Here is an 18040-nt window from a genome sequence, read left to right as displayed (position 1 = left end):
GACATCCCGTGAATAAAGTTTTTTGTCCTATCTCATGCAAAGGCTGATCCCGATTTCGTTCTGCCGCGAGCGGACAAGGCCTGTTCACTCACATTGCCGAAGGCATCGATCGCGTGAACTTCTATGGAATAGCCGCGATCCGGCTCCAGTTCCGTCAATGTCAGTTCAAGCTTCTCCGGCATCGGATGAAGATAAAATTCCGAATAAGCGAAGCACTGCGTTAGCTCTGTTCCGGTCTCTGCATCCGAGAGCGTAATCCGGTAGGAATGAACCAGTTCATTATCTTGCGCCTGGTCGAACACGATCGCGATCGAATCCGAAGCCGCCAGCTCCTCCTTGACATCAATTTCCGCATTCGCCGGGAAACGGGGCGCTTCCCGATCGCGCTCATCCGTATAGACGAACGCCTCGGGAGTTACCGGTACCGGCACCACCCATGCATCCCCGATCTCCCGTTGATGCGCAAAGTCGATCCGGGTAATCGCCACCTTGTCCTCGTACACTTCAACCAGACAGCCTTGGCTGAACTTCTCATGCCCCGGCGGCAAATTGCCTTGAAGCTTGCCGCGCTCTACTTCCATATAGCTAAGCGAAGCGGTGCCAACGGACGTGAAGCGCTTCTGATGGATGCTGCGCGGATCGTTCAACGGGTAATGAGAATGCCCGGAGAACGTAATGACCTGGGGGTAAGGAGCCAGCGCGGCCATCAGCTCGCCGATATTTTCCTGGATGCCCCATTCTTCGCTGCCGTACACCGTATCCTTCAAATGCTGATGAAGGAAGACAAAGATTGGCTGCTCCGGCGCATCGGCGGCCGCTTCCTCCAGCTGCCGCTTGAGCCATTCGATCTGTTCCAGGGAGAAGTAGCCATGGGTCGGCTTATCCTCTGTCGCCAGCACAATAAAATGATATCCATAGATGACGCGATGATAATACATTGCCTCCATACCCGTCATTTCCAGAAAGCGCGCTTGTGCCTCCTTCGCCGGCAGATCGTTCCAATAATCATGGTTCCCGATCGCAATAAGCAGCTCCGCTCCGTCCTGCTTATGCTTGCGAAGCGCAGCCATATGGCGCTCATATTCCTCAATGGTGCCATTGTTCGTCAGGTCGCCCACGATGACGAAGGCGTCCTGCCGCGGCGCGCGCGCATTCAAGTACCGCAGCGCTTGCTCGTACTTATGGATCGACTCGTCGCCCGTCGGCGCGATATGCACATCGCTGATGACCGGGAAGACGAGACGGGGGGTAGATTGAACAGCTACCATCAGACGTTCAGCTCCTTTTTGTTCAACGCTGGTTCAGCTTCAGTCTACTCCTTTCTTGTCCCGTTGAATATGGATTTTTGCTGCCTAACGCATAGAAAATTCGGAACTCCGTTTGCCGTCCGGCAGCAACAAGGAGGCTGCCCCAAAGGCAGCGCGCAACGGTGAGGGGCAAGAAGGACGACAGAGAATATAAAGACGGGAAAAAGGCGGATTATGGACACAGGGAAACGAGGCGAAAAGTCCCATAGACTACTCAATGGCCTGATTTTACGGGATCCAAGAGAACGCGTCGGCTCCTGGGGCATCATCGCCTTCAGGAAGCATCGTTGCCTCCAGGAAGCTTTATCGCCTTAAGGAAGCATCGTTGCCTCCTGGGGCTAGGACGTGTGGAGGAAAATGCTGCTATTTTACAGGAATTTTGGCTCAATGAGTCCACATCCCGAGGAATTGCTGCAAATCTACATCATTTTAGGTCCTTTTGCTTCAAGCCAAGGCGAAACTGGTGAAAATCCTGTAATTTTGCAGGATTCCCTTTCTGGTAAAGTGATCCATATCGAATTGCTGTATTTACGCAGGATTTCGCTTACCGAATCGGCGTATGTGGAGAAATCATGCAGTTTTGCGGAGTTCGCCTACCGGATAGACGTGTCAAGGGAGATGGTGCAGGTTTCAGGCGGTTGGAAACCCCCTGTTTTTTTCGAAGGAATGGAGATGTCCATTTTCCTGCTCAAAACTTGGCTCTCAGAGCGTTTTAAATCGATTTTTTTCTACGGAGAGACGAGATCCGCCACATAAAAAATGAAGTGCCGAAAATTCCCCTGGACTTTCTCAACAGCCTGAAAAGCGCATTATTTTCGCCGATTTTTGCTTTACCTCCGTTGTAAAGGAGAAAATTGATGCCGTTGTGCAGGATTTTCTGTAACGAATTAAACGCCGTAAGGAAATACTGCATTTTTTCAGTTCTCCGGCGAGTCAAGCTTGGAGAATGAAAGGGGCTGTCCCCCTGCAGCAATAAAATAACTTCGGAGACAGCCCCTTGCGGATCGGGTTAGATCACTTTTTTGAGCTTGCGCACGTAATTCGCGCGGATAAAGATGAAGTAGATCACCTGAATCGCCAGGAACGAGCCAAGGACAATCGCGGATTCCTTCACCAGACTCATGCTGAACGTGTTCTGCAGCGAGTTCAGCGCGACCGCGCCGTGTACGATAGCGACGACAATCGGAACGAAGAACAACAGCCCGATCTGGGTGGACACAATCTTCGACAGTTCCCCTTCCGTCAGCCCCAGCTTGCTGATGGCCCGGTACTGCACCGTATCCTGATCCAGATCGGAATACAAGCGCAGGTACAGGAAGCTGCCGGCGGCGACGAAAAATACCGCGCCGATGAACAGTCCGGACAAATAAATTTGACCGAAGCCCTGATTCACATCGTTCAGCATCAGCGCTCTGGAACCGAATAAAAAATTGCCGTCCGGGTCGCCCAATTGCTTGTTCAACTGCTTCGCCACGGCCAGCGTCGACTCCCAGTCCTCGATCAAATACGTATAGATCATGTCGTCTCTCTCGGATGCAGGCAAGCCCTGGAACGCCGCGTCGGACAAGACGATGACTTTGCGTCCGCCCACATTCTGGGTGATCGCTTCCGGCATCGCTTTATTGGCTGTCACCGCGAACGTCTTGTCCGCAGCGAATGCAACCGACGTTTCCTCGCTTTTCTCCTGCTCGATGTTCATCGGATTGACCTGATAGAGCAGATGCGCTTCCTCGTCGCGCAGGGCCAGATTTGTCTTCATCAACTGATTGTAGTCGGACACGCGAATCACCTGATAGGACTTCTCCGTTTTCGTATCCTCGGCGAACTTCACCGGGAAGACGACAGCCTCGTAGCTGATTCCCGCCTTGCTCAACGACTGCTCGATCAGCTCGGCATGCTTCGCCTCCAGCTTATTGCCCGAATGCGATTCGTACCTCATGACAGGAGATCCGGATGTCGCAATATTGGTGAATACCGCCTTCAGTCCGACGAGCGTGCCGATCGCCGTGAACGCGACCGTCGAGATAATGGCGACGAGGAAGAACATGCGGGCATTGTCCTTCATTCGGTAAGCCAGATCCGACAAGGTAATCAGATTGGTGCCGCGGCGGTACAATTTCTTGGTCTTCAATCGGTTAATAATGTACACGCTAAGCTGCGTGAACAGGAAGTACGTCCCGATACTGACGACCGTGGCGACAGGCAGCAGCGCGAAAATGACGAGTACGCCTTTGACCCACATGGCAACGCCGTAACCTAACGCCAGCAGGAAGACCGCGAGGAACGCAAGCCAGCGGGACGCCTTCGGCTCCGGCTTCGGCTTCATCGTTCCCTTCAGCAGGTCGATAAGCGAGCTGCTGCGCAGAATCGTCGCGGTGAACAGCGAGATGATCAGGAACAGCAGCACGAATGCTCCGCCTGACAGCGCGATCGCCTTCAGCGGGAAGTAGAACGGGAGCGGCTGCTCCAGGTTAAGAACCGAGGAGCTCATCAAGAGCAGCCATTTCGACAGGGCGAGACCCGCTCCGATGCCGGACAGGGTTGCGCCCAGGCCGATTACAATATTTTCCGTAAAGACGAGCCGTCTCAGCTGCATATCGGACATGCCGTGCATGATGCAGATACCGAATTCTTTTTTGCGGGATTTGAGGAACGAACTCATCGAATATAAAATGAAGAAAAACGTAAACAGATAGATGATATATTGGGCGACATCCATGCCCGCTTGCGCGCCCGCGCCGTAAGTGCCGTTGCCGCTGAAATCGAGCGCCGGATGAAGCGCCAGCATCGAATAGACGAAAAAGATCATGACGGAGAACGCGCAGCTGAAGAAATAGCCCGCGTACAGCCGTTTGTTGCGAAATACGTTTTTAAGCGCGAACTGGCGAATATTCATCCCGCTTGCCTCCTATTGATGACAAGATATCCATGATGCCCTGGAAAAAGATCTGGCGGCTTCCCGTCTTGTGCAGTTCCTGATACAGCGTGCCGTCCTTGATGAAGATGACCCGATCGCAGTAGCTTGCCGCCTGCGCGTCATGCGTAACCATCATCATCGTCACGCCCTCTTCCTTGTTCAATCTTTCCAGCGTCTGCAGCACGTCCTGGGCGGATTTGGAGTCGAGGTTCCCTGTCGGCTCGTCGGCCAGAATCAGCTTCGGCTGGTGGATGACCGCCCGCGCGATCGCCGTGCGCTGGCATTGGCCGCCGGAGATCTCGTACGTCCGCTTGTTGAGGATGCTCGTAATCCCCAGCTTCTCGGCAATCGCGTTCACCCGCGCATCCTGCTCCTTGATGCCGATGCCGTCCAGGGCAAGCGGGAAAATAATGTTCTCCTTGACCGTCAGCGTCTGCAGCAGGTTGAAATCCTGGAACACGAAGCCGAGCTCGCGCCGGCGGAACAGCGCCAGCTTCCGCTTGCTCAGCTTGTTCATCTGCTCATTGCCGACATAGACTTCGCCGGAGGTCGGCTTGTCTATCGTGGAGACGACATTCATCAGCGTCGTCTTGCCGCTGCCGGACGGCCCCATCACGCCGACGAATTCCCCCGTGTTCACCTTCAGATTCAAGTTGGACAGCGCCTGATAAGACTGCTTGCCTTCATATACTTTGGATACGTTCCGTACTTCCAGCATGTGTAACTTGCACGCTCCTTCGCAATCGTTTTGTTACTTTTACTGTAAGCCGAATTGGGGAATCGAGCCATTCTTCTTCCTTACGCGAAGCTTTCGTTATTGTAACAATTCGCTGTCATTCGTTTTCTTGCCGCAAAAAGGAGCATGTCTTTCGCATCGACATGCTCCTTTTGGCATCGATATATGCGCCTCGTTAAGGAAGAGCCGCTCTTTATCTGTCCTTCCGCTTCGATCGGGTGATCGACAAGCCGCCGAATCCGCCGAGCAGGGCAAGGTAGAAGCCGAGGTCATACCACCACCCGGTATTATTCCCTTCATAAATGCGGTATTCGCCGTTAATTGCGCCGAGGATCAGCGAGATCGGAGCAATCCAGCCATGCCAGATGCCCCAGAAGAAGCCTGCCGGCTTCGCGGGCGTATAGCTCCCGTCACCCGGCACGCACCCGCTCAGCATGCCTGTCAGGAGCAAGAGGACGGCAGCCGCTGCCACGGCTCTTCCTGCGGCTCCTCTCCCCGCTGCCCGGCGCAGCCGGATCGTCCGGCGCCCTGCCCGTTCCATCGATTTCATCATTCATTCCTCCCGTCGCATCATCATGATTCTGTTCCTGTCTTTATTCATATGTTCCCCGTTCGGGCCGCAGCCGAATCAACGGTATGGGACGGCCTTCGCCGCCGAGTCAGACGGTCGGGAACGGAGGCCGCACATCTCCAGGCCAAAAAGCGCTCCAGTCATTGCTTTTGCTCCTAGCGTGTGGTATGCTAGGTTCCCATTTTCCAGCAATATGATCATTCTTAGGAGGTAACTGAAAGTGACTGACACGTTTCAAAGTGCCTATCAAGAAGAGCAGCACCATCTTGATGCGACACTCCGGGAGATCCGGAAGCAGTATGAAGCACTGCGGCAAATCCCCGTCTATAAGGGAGATGACTTTACCGAGCAAGTATTGGAAGACAATCGCGAGCAGCGCCGGCAGAAGCTCCAGCGGGCAGCGAAGGAGCCTTATTTCGGCCGCCTCGACCTCCGCGAAGGAAGCCGCGAACAGGTAATTCCGCTCTACATCGGGAAGCAGGGAGTCGACGCCAGCGAGAGGCGGGACCAGGAAGCCACCAAGCCGGGCGCGGATCCTTATCCGCTTGTCATCGATTGGCGCGCTCCCGTCGCCAGCCTGTTCTACTCCTTCACGGGCGGATTGGAGCCCGCATCCTATGAGGCGCCGGAGGGGACGATGACAGCGGAGGTTCATTTGAAGCGGAACCTCGTCATCCGCAACGAACAGCTCCTGCGGGTGGTCGATACGTTCGACCGCGAGCAGGGAGAGGAGAGCGTAACCGACGAATTCCTCGTCTATCGCTTGGGCGAGAACAAGGACAACAAGCTGCGCGACATTGTCTCGACCATTCAATCCGAGCAGGATGCGATTATCCGCGCGCCGAAGAACAAGGCGCTGTTCATCCAAGGGGTCGCGGGCAGCGGCAAGACGACCGTCGCCCTGCATCGGCTCGCCTACTTGCTCTATCAATATCAGGATCAGATTCATGCCGAGCGCATGATTATTTTTGCGCCGAACCGCATGTTCCTCGACTATATCGGGGAAGTGCTGCCCGAGCTGGGCGTCGGCAATATCCAGCAGCGCACCTTCGCCGACTGGGCGCTGGAGCTGATCGGGCTGGAGGAACGCGTGCAGCTCGCCTCGCCGATGGACGAGATCGAACAATGGTACGGCTCCCTCGCGGAGCGGCCGCTCGACAGCAGCGGCAGCCCGGGACGCTTCAAGGGCTCGCTGGAATGGATGCGGCAGCTGGACGAGTTCGTCCGGCAATGGGTGGAGCGGGCGATACCGGAAGAAGACTTCATCCCATGGGAAGGCGGCTTGCTTCCGCACGCGACGATCGCGCATTGGTTCCGGCAGGAGTACCGCTCCTATGAGCCGGCCAAGCGGCTGGAGCGCGTGGCCGCCCGCATGCAGCGCTGGTTGGAGATGGAACTGAAGCAGGAGCTGAGCAAGTCCCGCCTGCAGGAGAAGAAGCGCAAAGGCTCCGCCAAATTGAAATCATATCTGAAGCGCTGGTCCAAAGCGGAGGTCATGGAAGTCTACAAGCAGCTGCTGCAGGACGATGCGTATGCCGGGCACCTTCCGCCATCCGTAAGGAAGCAGACGTTGGCGAGCTTGAAGCGCGGCATCGTGAAGCAGGAAGATGTAGCTACGCTCGTCTATCTGCACCTGCTGCTTCATGGCGTGGCTTCCGCCCAGCGGTTCGATCACGTCGTCATCGACGAAGCGCAGGACTTCTCCCCGCTTCAAGTCGCCCTGCTCGACCGGATCGCGAAGAGCCACTCGTTCACGATCCTGGGTGACCTGTCCCAAGGCATTCATGCCTATGCCGGCATCGAAGACTGGCAGGAGATGCGCGACGCCTTCGCCGGCGAAGACACGGCATATCACGCCTTGACGCGAAGCTACCGTTCGACGATGGAGATTATCCACTTCGCCAACGCGATCCTGAAGCGCGGCGTGAAGACGACCATGCTCGCCGAGCCGGTATTCCGCAGCGGGAACAAGGTCCGCATACGGCATGCGGCCCCTGAGCAGGCCGCTTCCTGGGTCGCCAGCGAACTGCAGTGCCACCGGGAGCAGGGCTACCAGACGACGGCGATTCTGACCCGCACGACAGAGGAAGCGCGGGAATGGCATGAGCGGCTGCGGGCGCTGGGCGCCGAAGCGCATCTCATCGACGGCCGGCAGCAGCAATATTCGGGCGGCATCTCGGTCCTTCCGGTCTATCTGTCGAAAGGGCTTGAGTTCGACGCCGTCATTCTGCTCCATGCCAATGAGACGCATTACGGCATGAGCCCGCTGGAAGCGCGGCTGATGTATGTCGGCTGCACGCGCGCGCTCCATCAGTTAACTCTGTGCGTGGATGGCGTCATCAGTCCGCTGCTCCCGCAGTCGGATGATGAATGGACCGTGCACGAGCATTCGTAAACCGGCATAAAAGCCGTCCCGAAAAGTGCTGATTCACTCCTCGGGACGGCCTGCAAACAGCCAAGAGCTATCCAACGCTCTTGGCTGTTCTGCGTTAAGCGGAGCCGGGCATGCTATCGGCCGCTACCGGAACAGCCTCACCTGCTTGAACTGCAGCACGCAGGTGGTCCCTTCATCCGGCCGGCTGTAGTAGGATACCTTACCGTTCATCGCCTTCATCAATCCGATGACGACCATCAGGCCCAAGCCGGTCCCCTTCTCCTTCGTCGTGTAGAACGGCATGCCGATGCGCTTGATCTGACTCTCGCTCATGCCGACCCCGGTGTCCTTGATATGGATATGGACGCCCTCATTGTCGGACCATGTCGTCACGGTCAGCTCTCCGCCGCTTGGCATCGACTCGACGGCGTTCTTCATAATGTTCAGCAGACATTGCTGCAGCTTTTTCGATTCCCCCGACACATAGCGCGGGGATTTGGTCAGATGCTGGGTATTCACCTTCACCTCGGACAAGGCGCACAGCGGCGCGATCATGGCGACGACATCATCCACCTCCTTCTGCACGTGAAGCGGCCGTGCCAGCTCGACGACAGGTTTGGCATAGTTCAAATAATCGGTGATGATCGCATTCGCCTGCTCGATTCCCGCTACGGCATGGCGGTGATAGTTCTCGAATTGCTCGGGGGTGAGATTCTCCTTCGTCATCAGTTGGAGAAAGCCTTGGGATGTGGTAAGAGGGTTGCGAATCTCATGGGAGATCGATGCGGCCAGTTGGCCGACGACCTGGTACTTCTCGGCGCGGAACAGCTCTTCCCGCATTTTTTCCTGGTTTTTGACATGATGATAAATGTAGCTGACGTACATCGCCGACAAATACGTGCCGACCACCGCCACTCCCGCATCGACGCCGGTCAGGTGCTGCCACTGCGTGAAGCATAGCAAATACCCGAGCAAATAGGTCGTCGTCAAGGTGACGGCGAGCAGGCAAATCTGCCAATAGGTGCTTTGGAGCACATGCCGATAGTGGAAATAAAGGCCCATAACGAGCAGCAGCGTCGAGCCGACGGCGGTCGCCAGCACATTTTCTCCCAGCAGCAGCACCGTGCACAGATTGAAGGCAAGCCAGGTAACGATCCCCGGCAAAAAGCCTTCAAACAGCGCCGCCAGCGTCAGCGAGATCGGCGTGAGATGTATGCCGTACACGAACGGATGAATCTTTTCATAGCGAATATAGAAATACGTAAGCACCAGAAGGATGCCGATGAACAGCATCTTTCTCCGGTAATTGGCAAACATGAACTGCGGCGTGATCAATAAGAACATCAGACAGGCGGACATAATATACAGCAGTCCCTTGAATTCCTGGGATAGTATAGAATCGATCAAAGTTAACCGTTCCTTTCCGAACGTAGTAGCCATTCGCCGTACACGCGAAAAGCGAGTTAACCGATTATTTTCCCGTTCCAGGGCAAGCCTTTGTGGAAGCGGGCCCGATCGTTGGAACGCCAAGCCGACAGGATCGGGTAATCATACATGTCCCATATTTTGCATGGGGGCGCATCGGAGCCTGCGCGCTCCAGAATACAGTTGACGGCCCGGCGGGCGGCTTCGTTCGCGCTTTCCATCGTGGCCAAATCCGTATTCGTCCGGACATAATCGGAGGCCAGGAACAAATTCGGAATCGCCGTGTAGGCGTTCGGCCGCAGATTCCAGGTGTTCACGTGGTTCACGAGCAGCGGCTCCGCATTGGTCGCCCGCCCCCCCTCAAATTGAATGTCTTCATCCAGATTCCATTCCACGATCATGTCGTCGGACAGCACGATTTTGTCCTGATTCAGGCTGCGCTTCATCTGTTCCCACACCTCGGCCTTAATCTCTTCCCGCGTGCATTCCATCGCCGGCTTCCCGTACAAGATGCCCGGAACCTTCCAATCGGACACGTCAATGGAGATAATCCCCCTCACCTGGCCGTTGCCATAATCGCTTAGCCGGAATTCGGGCCAGAACTGGGCCTGCGAGACCGAGGTCAACGCCCAGGGGCTGTCCATGTAGATGACATGTCCATGAATGATCGGCACATCCTCCTTCAGATAAAATTGGACACCGTTCATCCACTCGACATTCTTGGCCAACTCAATTAACCCGCCCAGGAGCGGATCGCCGGCGAGCAGCCCGTCATTCAGCAATCCGGCCATCACCTCCACCGGCAGCGCCGCAATGTAATAATCCGCGGTCACCCGTCTGGACTGGCCGTTCTCGGTTACCGTTACCCCTTGAATCCGGCCGTCCTCGCAGTGAATATGCTCGACCTTCGCCCCGAAGCGGTAATCGACGCCCCCCTGACGCAAGTAGTTCAGCCACGGGTTAATCCATACATCATTCGTCGGCCCGTTCAAGAGCCGATCGGCGCTGCCTCCCGGCAGCACCATGTCCAGCATAATCGTCGCTCCGACCGTGCCGACCGTGCAAGCGTTTACTTCTCTGGCTCTGGCTGCGACAAGAATGCGCGTCAAGCCGGTAAAGATGTGCCGGAATTCGGGGGACTGCTTCTCCGCCTGCAGGAAATCCCACCAGGAGACGCGCTGATAATCGAGCAATCTGCGCTCGTCACAGCTCGTCAACACCTTCCATAGGGCAGACACATAGTGGTCGATATCATGCTCGCTGAGTCTGAGATTGTTCCTGAAGAGAGATTTGAGCAAGGTTCTCCATCCGCTGATGGATTGGGGGAATTCGGTCAGAAAAGGCTGCATCGGCCGGTCGAAAAACGCAAGTCCCAGATTCGTGCCCTCGATGAGATTATCATACACGCTGCGCCGCCCCCCCTGATAAGGGATGCGCTTCATCGTGTCCGTGACATGCTTGTAGAACTTCGGGAAAAAGCGAAATCCGTGCTCAGCCGGCAAATCCCGCCGTCCCTCTGTTCCCGTTCCCGGCACCGGCATGCTGCGCGCCTTCCCTCCGGGAATGCGGCGCGACTCCAAAACCGTAACGTGAAATCCGCGCTCCATCAACTCCTGCGCGGCACTCATGCCGGCGATTCCGCCGCCCAGCACGACAACTGAAGGATGAACTGATGCTACCATCTCAGCGCCTGCACTCCTGTTCTCTATGAAGTATAGGAAAAACAACTAATATCATCTTACTATAGAAAGCTTATTTTTCAACATATTTCCACATTATTGCTAGAGTAAAAGGCTTAAATAAATTCAGCACCTCCCGATCAAACCGGACGGAGGTTTTCCCTCATGCGGCTTTCCATGTTCGTCCTCAATGCGCATGCAACTCTCATTAGCGCCTGCAATCCATGCATATGACAGCTTCACTTCGTGTTCAGAACTGCTCCGGCGTTGGGTGCCGCAGAAAGAAGCGCCGCTCCTCTTCCATCAGCGGAAGCGGGCGGCGCCATAGCTTAATGATGCAGCGAACCGGCTAACAATACACGAGTCCTAATCACGGTTATTTGCTCAACATGATGAAGAGAAAAAATGGCTCCCGGGAAGCATGTGCATGCTGCACCCTGCCGGACTAGTCGATCCCACTCGCACAAATTGGATAGAGCTGCTATAAAGTCCTCTGTTCCGCCAAGAACAATTTGGTGCCCGAACCTCCTGCTCCTCGTTCTCTTATTCCTCTGCTGATAAGCTTGTGTCACATGTTAGCCGGGGACGCGCCGAAGGTATGCACATGCAACCGCCTAACGGCGAAGAGCACGACATAATAAATGGCTACAATAATAGCCAGCACGAAAACAAATGTATAAATACTGTAGATCAATGGAATAAAATCGTTCGTGTTAAGCGAAACCAAGTTGAGTATATATATCACAACCAATAAAGAGATCGGCGTAAACACGCAATATGAAACGATCACAATCGCAATATATATATTCAACAACATATTGGCTATCTCCCTCTCGCTGTACCCGATTATGCGGAGTATGGCCATGTTATTTTTGTTCTCTTCTACCGTTATCAAAGCGACGAGCCACACCATGATGACCGCAATGACACCGCCGATGACCTGATTCAGGACGGCGCTCAGCTGCGAGGAGGACGCCTGATCCTGCATTTCCTTGCGCATGCTCTCGGTGGATATGACTTTGCTGCCCGCTCCCTGCCGCGCATCAGCCCCAAGCGAATTCGTGAACGAAGCGTTGTAAATATCCGGTGAAATGCCGAGAGCCTTCGTCAACTGCAGCTTATCCATATAAACGGCCGCCGGATCTCCATTAGAACAGAAGGCTGCAATCGGAACGGCAACTTCCTTGCCGCCGATAAGGAGCTTGATGGTCGAGCCGATTTGCAAGCCGTATAATTGCGCCTTGGAAACGTGCACGATGGCTCCTTCCTTCAGCTTGGCATTTATCTCCCGTCCGCTTCCGTCCGACAATGTCAGCCACTGTTCGTCGCCATCGAATGCCAGCAGATTGACCGTCGCTCCCGCCCGCTTGCCGCTGCCCTCGTCCCACGCCATGCGCTTGTTCGTCTGCATATAGTAATCATTGCGGCTCTCATCATGCTGAGAAATCCTTGCTTCCGCATAATGAATATCGTATTGGTAGGAAACTCCGCGGAATCTCTGTTCCACCGCAATGGAGCTGGACTGATTCAATGACAAGCCCATAATAAACAGGATCGACGACAGCAGTACCGTTATGCCGAGCATAACGATCATTTTCAGACTTCTAACAGACATTTGCAATTTAACCCGCCAGATGAAAGGCAGACCCGCCGTTGCGCGGCTTACCCACCTGGTAAGGAAATTAACGTGTTCCTGCTTCTGCCTGGCCTGAAGCATCGCAGCCGCGTCGCCGTTCATGATCCGGGCCACGATCCAATAGGAAGCCGCATTGAATCCGAGCATGATGACAAGCACGCCCGTGAGCAAGGAAGAAGCGTCAAGCTTCTTCGGAAAAACAGGCATCACATATTGGGCCTGAAACTGCTGGAGAAGCAAATCGCTGGCAAAATAAGCGAGAAGCAGACCCAGAATAACTCCAGCCGCACATAGCGCCGCATGAATGGCGACGTAGGCCTTACGGAGCTGGGCGCGCGGATAGCCTAGCGCAATGAGACATCCCAGTGATTTCTGTTGCTGCCGCAAGCGGCGATTCAGAAAGATGAGAAATACCCCTGTGCATAACAACGTCAAGATTATCAAAAATATGAGCGCCATCCCGGAATTGGAAGCCGCGCCCTTCGCCAGTTCCGTCGCCCCGGGATTATCTTGAGCAGGCAGGAAGGAAGCAAAGCGTACGTCCTGTGCCATTTGACGGATTGCGTCTTCTTTATATACTCCATCTCGGAAACGTCCGCTAAAATAGTGAAATTCCTTGCCGTTAATCCCTTCATATTGCTTCGCGGACACGATAATATCGAAAGGACGTTCCGCGTCAGCGGCATATCGCCGCATTTGTTCGGGAAGTATGACCGTTCCAGTAATGGCGTATGTCTGATCCCCGATTGTCAGCCGATCGCCGATCTTCCACGGCTGCCCCGTATCGGCATGTAAGGCAACGGCAATTTCGCCGTTGTCTGCGGGCAGCCGCCCTTCGACGACGTGAATCCGATTCACGCTCCGCCCGCTGGCATCATCGTACCAGCGATAGAGAATTCCTTGCTCGACGTTCTCTTTATATTTCATCTCGTCCGCATCGAATCGATATTCTTCGCTCAAGCGCGCGGCTGCCGCAGCTTCTTCATCCGGCAGCCGCAGCATGCCGGTATCGATCAGGTTCTCCAGTCCAAGCGAGTCTAGCTCTTGCTGAGATATGGATTCCCTCCGCGCGAGCTGCCGCAGCTTCTCTTCCTCCAGCAGGACGGCCAGATTCGGGCGGAAAGCAAAATGCTCCTGGCCGCTCGCTTCGGCAAAGCGCTCGTATTCCGTGAGGATTCCGTCCGAAGCATATTGAATAAAGAAATAAATAAAGGATGTAGCCACGATGAGGAGAAGCATAAGCCATACCTGCAGCCGATGCTTCAACAAATCGCGCCACACAAACCTCATTACGTTTCTCATGAATACACATCCCCTGCAATGATGTTATCCCCAACTGATTTCCTCGGCCGCAAGCGGATGCTCGTTCACTTCTTGGGCAATCAGCCGGCCGCTATTCAGCCTGATAATGTGCCGGGCCATTTTCGCGATTCCGAGATGATGCGTGACGAATACAATCGTAATGCCGTATTTTTGCTGCATATTTTGCAGGCAGTTCAGCACCTGCTTTCCGTTCGCTTCATCCAGAGCGCCTGTCGCTTCGTCGCAGAACAGCACCTCGGGCTTTTTGATCAATGCCCTTGCAATCGCTACCCGCTGCTGCTGGCCCCCGGATAGTTCATACGGGAACCGGCTTTTCAGATGATGGATATTCAATTCCTTCGTGAGTTCATCCAAGTTGAGGCTATCCGCGTTCAGATATTGTCCGATCTCGATATTTTCTTGAACCGTCAAGTTCGAAATCAAATGATACTGCTGAAAAATATACCCTGTATGCTTCCGTCGAAATTCGACCAATTGCTTATCCCCATACCGGGAAATAGGTTGGTCGGCAAAATAAATTTCTCCCGCATCCGCCTTCTCCAAACCGGACATCACGTTGAGCAAAGTAGACTTGCCGGAGCCGCTCGGACCAAGCAATGCGACAAAATCGCCTTTTGCAATGCGGACGGTAATCCCGTCGAGCGCGCAAACCCGGCTTTCCTTTTCGCCATATATCTTGCTTACATTGTTGACTCTTATTAAGTCCATCTGATTATCCCCCTTCGTAACCGTCGACCGCCGCGTGCTTCGTCTTGCTGTCTTTCAGGTACAACGCCACAAGAGCCGCGCTCGTCAATACGAGCAGGCCGCTAACGACGAAGAAAATGGGGAACACGCCGTATAAGTCGATCAACACCCCGCCCATCAAAGGACCGACGATCGTGGCAAATGTGCTGAGGCTGCCGATAACTCCGAACACGCGGCTCGTATAAGATTCCGGCGTCAGCTTCTGAGCCATCGACTGGAAAGGAACGAATACGAGCGCCGCAAAACAACCGCCAAACAGTCCTAACGCAGGATACCATATCCACTTCCCTGACATTTCCCATTGGGTAAACAAGGTAATCAACACAAAAGCGACGCCTGCCCCGAGGCACCCCAGGGACATATAGGCTATTGCGCCGTTTATTTTCGCTTTGGACAAGTAAGCGGCGACCGCCAGCGTTCCGAGCCCGATCGCTCCCATGACGATGCCGAACAAGGATGGCGGAACGTCGGACATTTCGCGCATCAGCACCACGAGCTGGGTATCCGTCAAGGTCAGCACAAGCATGGCAACGCTGAATGCAATGGAGCTATATAACAGAGCCGGCGTGTTCCGTATGAACGTTAATCCGTTTTTGAACAAGGAGACGAACGACTCCTCGCCCTTCCCGTCCTGTTCCTGATCCTCCGGGATCGACCGCTTTGATAATCCCAGCAGCAGCAAGGCCGAAATGAGGAAAGACGCGGCGTCAATATAAAAGGCAAGCTTCACGCCCGTCGCCGCCACCAGCACTCCTCCGACCGCAGGCCCGACAATTTTGGATCCGTAGTCGATGATCGTCGTGATGCCGACCACCTGATCCATCTGCTCGTTCGGGACATATTCCTTCACCTTTCCGTTCTTGGCCGGAGTAAACATCGATTCGAAGGTTCCTTTCAGGAAGAACAAGCCGTACAGCAGCCAGATTTGGTCCGTGAAGGCAATCGCGAGCATGATGACGCAGCGAGCAATATCCGAGAATATCATGATTTTCTTGCGGTCGAATTTATCTGCCAACACGCCCGTGAGAGGACCGAAGAGAACAAATGGAAGCCCTAATGACAACGTGACATATGCCATTTCCATCGGGGAGGCTTCCATTTGAAAGCCGAACAAGGCCAGTATAGCGAGCAGGGATATTCCGTCTCCCAAAGCGGAAAATAGCTGTGCGGATAATAAATACACTACATTTTTATTGCCGAACAAACTCTGTTTCGCTGCTTCCATGCAGACCGCTTCCCCCCTTTTCTCATTTCGCTTCCTTCACTGGATGGGATGAGCGCTGAGCCGATTTGCGCAGCTGTGCCAGAATCGCGGCATACCCCACACTGGCCGCAAGGCCGAAGACAAGTATGCACACTCCCGTCCACAAGAACGTCGCGCCGATTCCGAGCCAAGCCACGCCCATTCCTCCGAAGAGGGGCCCCAAAATATACGTAAGCGCCATGACCGTGCCGAATTGCACCATTTTTGCGCGAGCGGCAGCCAATTGACCGAGCTTTTTCAGATAAAGGGAGAAGCCGATTTGCCAGCATATGCCGCCGGCAAAAAACAGTCCCAATAGCCAGGCCACGTCCATGTGCCGGCTCATGGCCCACGTAACGGCAAGAAATACAAGCGCCAACCCTGCCGAGGACAGGCTTATCGCCTTGAAGGAAGGCTGGCCTCCGGATGATTCCACCCGCATCCGAACCAACAGCGTGCCGAGACCTGCGGCAGCCATCACATAAGCCACGATCGCGGCATTGTCCCACTGGTAAACGTCGCGGAACAACACGACCAATTGTGAATCGCCGACCGTGACGAAGAAGGACATCGCCGCAAGGATAATGAGCCCCGACATCAGGAATGCGCGAACGGATGCGTCCGGCGCCTCGCCTGGATGCTGCACGTTCCCGTTGTCCTGGGCCGGCTCCTCCCTGCTCGCTTCTCCCGCTAGCGCAGGTCTGGACAGAAAGGCTGCGGGAATGGCAGTAACGGCATAGGTAACGGCGGCTATCCACACGGTCACCTGCGGTTGCCATACCATCACGCTCAATCCGGCAGCCAGCGGCCCGGCGCACTTGACGATCGCCACCAGCCATTCGAACCGATTGTCAAGCGCTTCATATAGCTGCGGAGAGGTCATCCTCCGCAGCAATACCTCCTGTCCGTTAACAAAGCATCCGATGAGCAAGCCTTTGATGAGGATCAGTCCGATTGCCGCGGCAAAAGAAGCCACGTACAAATGAAGAACCATGATCATCCCGCTCCCCAAAGCAGCTCCCATCATAGCCAGTACATTCCGCTTCTGAATCCGTCCGCTTCCCATTGCTGTCGCCAGGGCCATGGAACCCGAAAAGCTCATGACGAGAACCCCGAGCTGGATGGGCGTGGCCGCATGGTAAAAGCCCCAGTAATTCAGCATCGCCACCAGATCGATCCACACGGCCACGTTAAAGACAACAGCCGACCAGAACAGGATGCGGGTAACGGCAGACGGCGTATCCTTTGTTCCCATATAGACACGCTCCCCTTCTATGAGTTAGGTCTGACACCACAGACAGCCATCATGATGAGCATGGCGTATGGGTGCTCGCTGGCGAGAAAGGAAGAGACGCCTTTCTGCACGGCCGCCACTTCTTCTTCCGTTGTAAATCCGCTCTCCACCATCGTTCGCATCTCCTCGGCATCTACTTGCGGCAGAAAGGCTTCGATGCCGAGCTCGTCGCTATGTGAGGCGAGCAGCTTCAACTGCAAATCGGCATAGCCGGCCTGCTGCAGCATATGCCAGAGCTGGCGGCCAATGAACCGGTTTCCTCCTTGCGAAGCCTGCTCCTTGGCATGCTGATTCAACACATGCAGCAGCTCCGGAATAACCGGATCGACCATGCCCCAGATGGCGTCGTCCACATCCAAAATAATCAGCTTTCCTCCCGGCTTCAGCAGATCGAATATGTTCCTTGCGGCTTGGCCCGGATCCGGCAAATGCTGAAACACAAGTCTGGCGATGGCGACATCGAAATGAGCGAGCGGAAGGCCATGTTCCAGAATGTCTCCATGCACGACGCTTACCCGTCCATCATCTCCGGGCGCAATGCGCTGCCGTGCATATTGGACGTAATAATCTTCGATTTCAATAGAAGTAATGCGGCTCGAAGGGAACATTCGCGAGAGCTGCTCCGTCACGAATCCGGGACCGCTGCCAACCTCCAGAATGGAATCGCCATCCTTGACGCCGAACTGTCCGAGAACCTGTTCTTCCTTGGACCAACTGATGTTCATTTGCCCTTTCATCCGATCTAACAACCGCTTCAGCTTTCCTTCATCCATCATCAGCTTGTTCAT

13 protein-coding genes are annotated in these 18040 nt (G+C 54.8%); 2 read left to right on the top strand and 11 right to left on the bottom strand.

Going from position 1 to position 18040, the window contains the following annotated elements; translation table 11 throughout:
- Positions 1–32: 32 nt before the first annotated feature.
- A complete protein-coding gene (locus tag ABD76_RS10800; RefSeq protein WP_197256772.1) occupies positions 33–1268 on the bottom strand; it encodes a metallophosphoesterase family protein in 1236 nt (411 codons plus the stop codon).
- A gap of 426 nt (positions 1269–1694) precedes the next feature.
- Here ABD76_RS10800 and ABD76_RS10795 point away from each other — a divergent pair, with 426 nt between their 5' ends.
- The gene (locus ABD76_RS10795; RefSeq protein WP_197256770.1) at positions 1695–2063 is read left to right on the top strand and encodes a hypothetical protein; all 369 of its coding nucleotides are present in this window, start codon (positions 1695–1697) and stop codon (positions 2061–2063) included.
- A gap of 253 nt (positions 2064–2316) precedes the next feature.
- Here ABD76_RS10795 and ABD76_RS10790 read toward each other — a convergent pair whose 3' ends face one another.
- The 3 genes from ABD76_RS10790 to ABD76_RS10780 form a co-directional block, all read right to left on the bottom strand.
- A complete protein-coding gene (locus tag ABD76_RS10790; RefSeq protein WP_197256768.1) occupies positions 2317–4203 on the bottom strand; it encodes an ABC transporter permease in 1887 nt (628 codons plus the stop codon).
- Complete coding sequence (locus ABD76_RS10785) at positions 4178–4942, bottom strand: ABC transporter ATP-binding protein (protein WP_197256766.1); 765 nt, start codon at positions 4940–4942, stop codon at positions 4178–4180. The genes ABD76_RS10790 and ABD76_RS10785 overlap by 26 nt, the downstream gene beginning before the upstream one ends.
- Positions 4943–5153: 211 nt before the next feature.
- On the bottom strand, positions 5154–5513 hold the full coding sequence (locus tag ABD76_RS10780) for a hypothetical protein (RefSeq protein WP_242069511.1): 360 nt from the start codon (positions 5511–5513) through the stop codon (positions 5154–5156).
- A gap of 238 nt (positions 5514–5751) precedes the next feature.
- On the opposite strand from ABD76_RS10780, the gene ABD76_RS10775 reads away from it, so the two are divergent.
- Positions 5752–7926, top strand: coding sequence for a 3'-5' exonuclease (locus tag ABD76_RS10775; protein ID WP_197256764.1), 2175 nt, complete (start codon positions 5752–5754; stop codon positions 7924–7926).
- A gap of 123 nt (positions 7927–8049) precedes the next feature.
- On the opposite strand, the gene ABD76_RS10770 is transcribed toward ABD76_RS10775, so the two are convergent.
- The 7 genes from ABD76_RS10770 to ABD76_RS10740 all read right to left on the bottom strand — a co-directional run bounded on the left by ABD76_RS10770 (position 8050) and on the right by ABD76_RS10740 (position 18040).
- Positions 8050–9312, bottom strand: a complete 1263-nt coding sequence (locus ABD76_RS10770; protein ID WP_197256762.1) for a sensor histidine kinase — start codon at positions 9310–9312, stop codon at positions 8050–8052.
- A gap of 56 nt (positions 9313–9368) precedes the next feature.
- Positions 9369–11012: a hydroxysqualene dehydroxylase gene (locus tag ABD76_RS10765; protein WP_197256759.1), complete on the bottom strand. Its 1644-nt coding sequence runs from the start codon at positions 11010–11012 to the stop codon at positions 9369–9371.
- A gap of 565 nt (positions 11013–11577) precedes the next feature.
- On the bottom strand, positions 11578–13947 hold the full coding sequence (locus ABD76_RS10760) for an ABC transporter permease (protein WP_197256757.1): 2370 nt from the start codon (positions 13945–13947) through the stop codon (positions 11578–11580).
- 24 nt (positions 13948–13971) lie between these two features.
- Positions 13972–14676 (bottom strand): ABC transporter ATP-binding protein, encoded by a 705-nt coding sequence (locus tag ABD76_RS10755; RefSeq protein WP_197256755.1) that lies wholly within the window; start codon positions 14674–14676, stop codon positions 13972–13974.
- 4 nt (positions 14677–14680) lie between these two features.
- Complete coding sequence (locus ABD76_RS10750; RefSeq protein ID WP_197256753.1) at positions 14681–15940, bottom strand: MFS transporter; 1260 nt, start codon at positions 15938–15940, stop codon at positions 14681–14683.
- 22 nt (positions 15941–15962) lie between these two features.
- Entirely contained in the window at positions 15963–17213 is a 1251-nt protein-coding gene (locus tag ABD76_RS10745) for an MFS transporter (protein WP_197256751.1), read from the bottom strand.
- A 17-nt stretch (positions 17214–17230) separates the two neighbouring features.
- Positions 17231–18040, bottom strand: a complete 810-nt coding sequence (locus ABD76_RS10740) for a methyltransferase domain-containing protein (RefSeq protein ID WP_197256749.1) — start codon at positions 18038–18040, stop codon at positions 17231–17233.

This window comes from Paenibacillus dendritiformis, assembly GCF_015845845.1.
GTDB lineage: Bacteria > Bacillota > Bacilli > Paenibacillales > Paenibacillaceae > Paenibacillus_B > Paenibacillus_B dendritiformis_C.
The sequence above is the reverse complement of the archived record's forward strand: the minus strand, read 5'-3'. Positions and strand labels throughout refer to the sequence as shown.

Bases quoted from the DNA above. Each gene is read 5' to 3' on its own strand.
- ABD76_RS10760 (WP_197256757.1), bottom strand. From the start codon at position 13,947: ATGAGAAACGTAATGAGGTTTGTGTGGCGCGATTTGTTGAAGCATCGG.
- ABD76_RS10795 (WP_197256770.1), top strand. From the start codon at position 1,695: ATGAGTCCACATCCCGAGGAATTGCTGCAAATCTACATCATTTTAGGT.
- ABD76_RS10765 (WP_197256759.1), bottom strand. From the start codon at position 11,012: ATGGTAGCATCAGTTCATCCTTCAGTTGTCGTGCTGGGCGGCGGAATC.
- ABD76_RS10800 (WP_197256772.1), bottom strand. From the start codon at position 1,268: ATGGTAGCTGTTCAATCTACCCCCCGTCTCGTCTTCCCGGTCATCAGC.
- ABD76_RS10745 (WP_197256751.1), bottom strand. From the start codon at position 17,213: ATGGGAACAAAGGATACGCCGTCTGCCGTTACCCGCATCCTGTTCTGG.
- ABD76_RS10740 (WP_197256749.1), bottom strand. From the start codon at position 18,040: ATGAACAAGCTGATGATGGATGAAGGAAAGCTGAAGCGGTTGTTAGAT.
- ABD76_RS10790 (WP_197256768.1), bottom strand. From the start codon at position 4,203: ATGAATATTCGCCAGTTCGCGCTTAAAAACGTATTTCGCAACAAACGG.
- ABD76_RS10755 (WP_197256755.1), bottom strand. From the start codon at position 14,676: ATGGACTTAATAAGAGTCAACAATGTAAGCAAGATATATGGCGAAAAG.
- ABD76_RS10785 (WP_197256766.1), bottom strand. From the start codon at position 4,942: ATGCTGGAAGTACGGAACGTATCCAAAGTATATGAAGGCAAGCAGTCT.
- ABD76_RS10750 (WP_197256753.1), bottom strand. From the start codon at position 15,940: ATGGAAGCAGCGAAACAGAGTTTGTTCGGCAATAAAAATGTAGTGTAT.
- ABD76_RS10780 (WP_242069511.1), bottom strand. From the start codon at position 5,513: ATGATGAAATCGATGGAACGGGCAGGGCGCCGGACGATCCGGCTGCGC.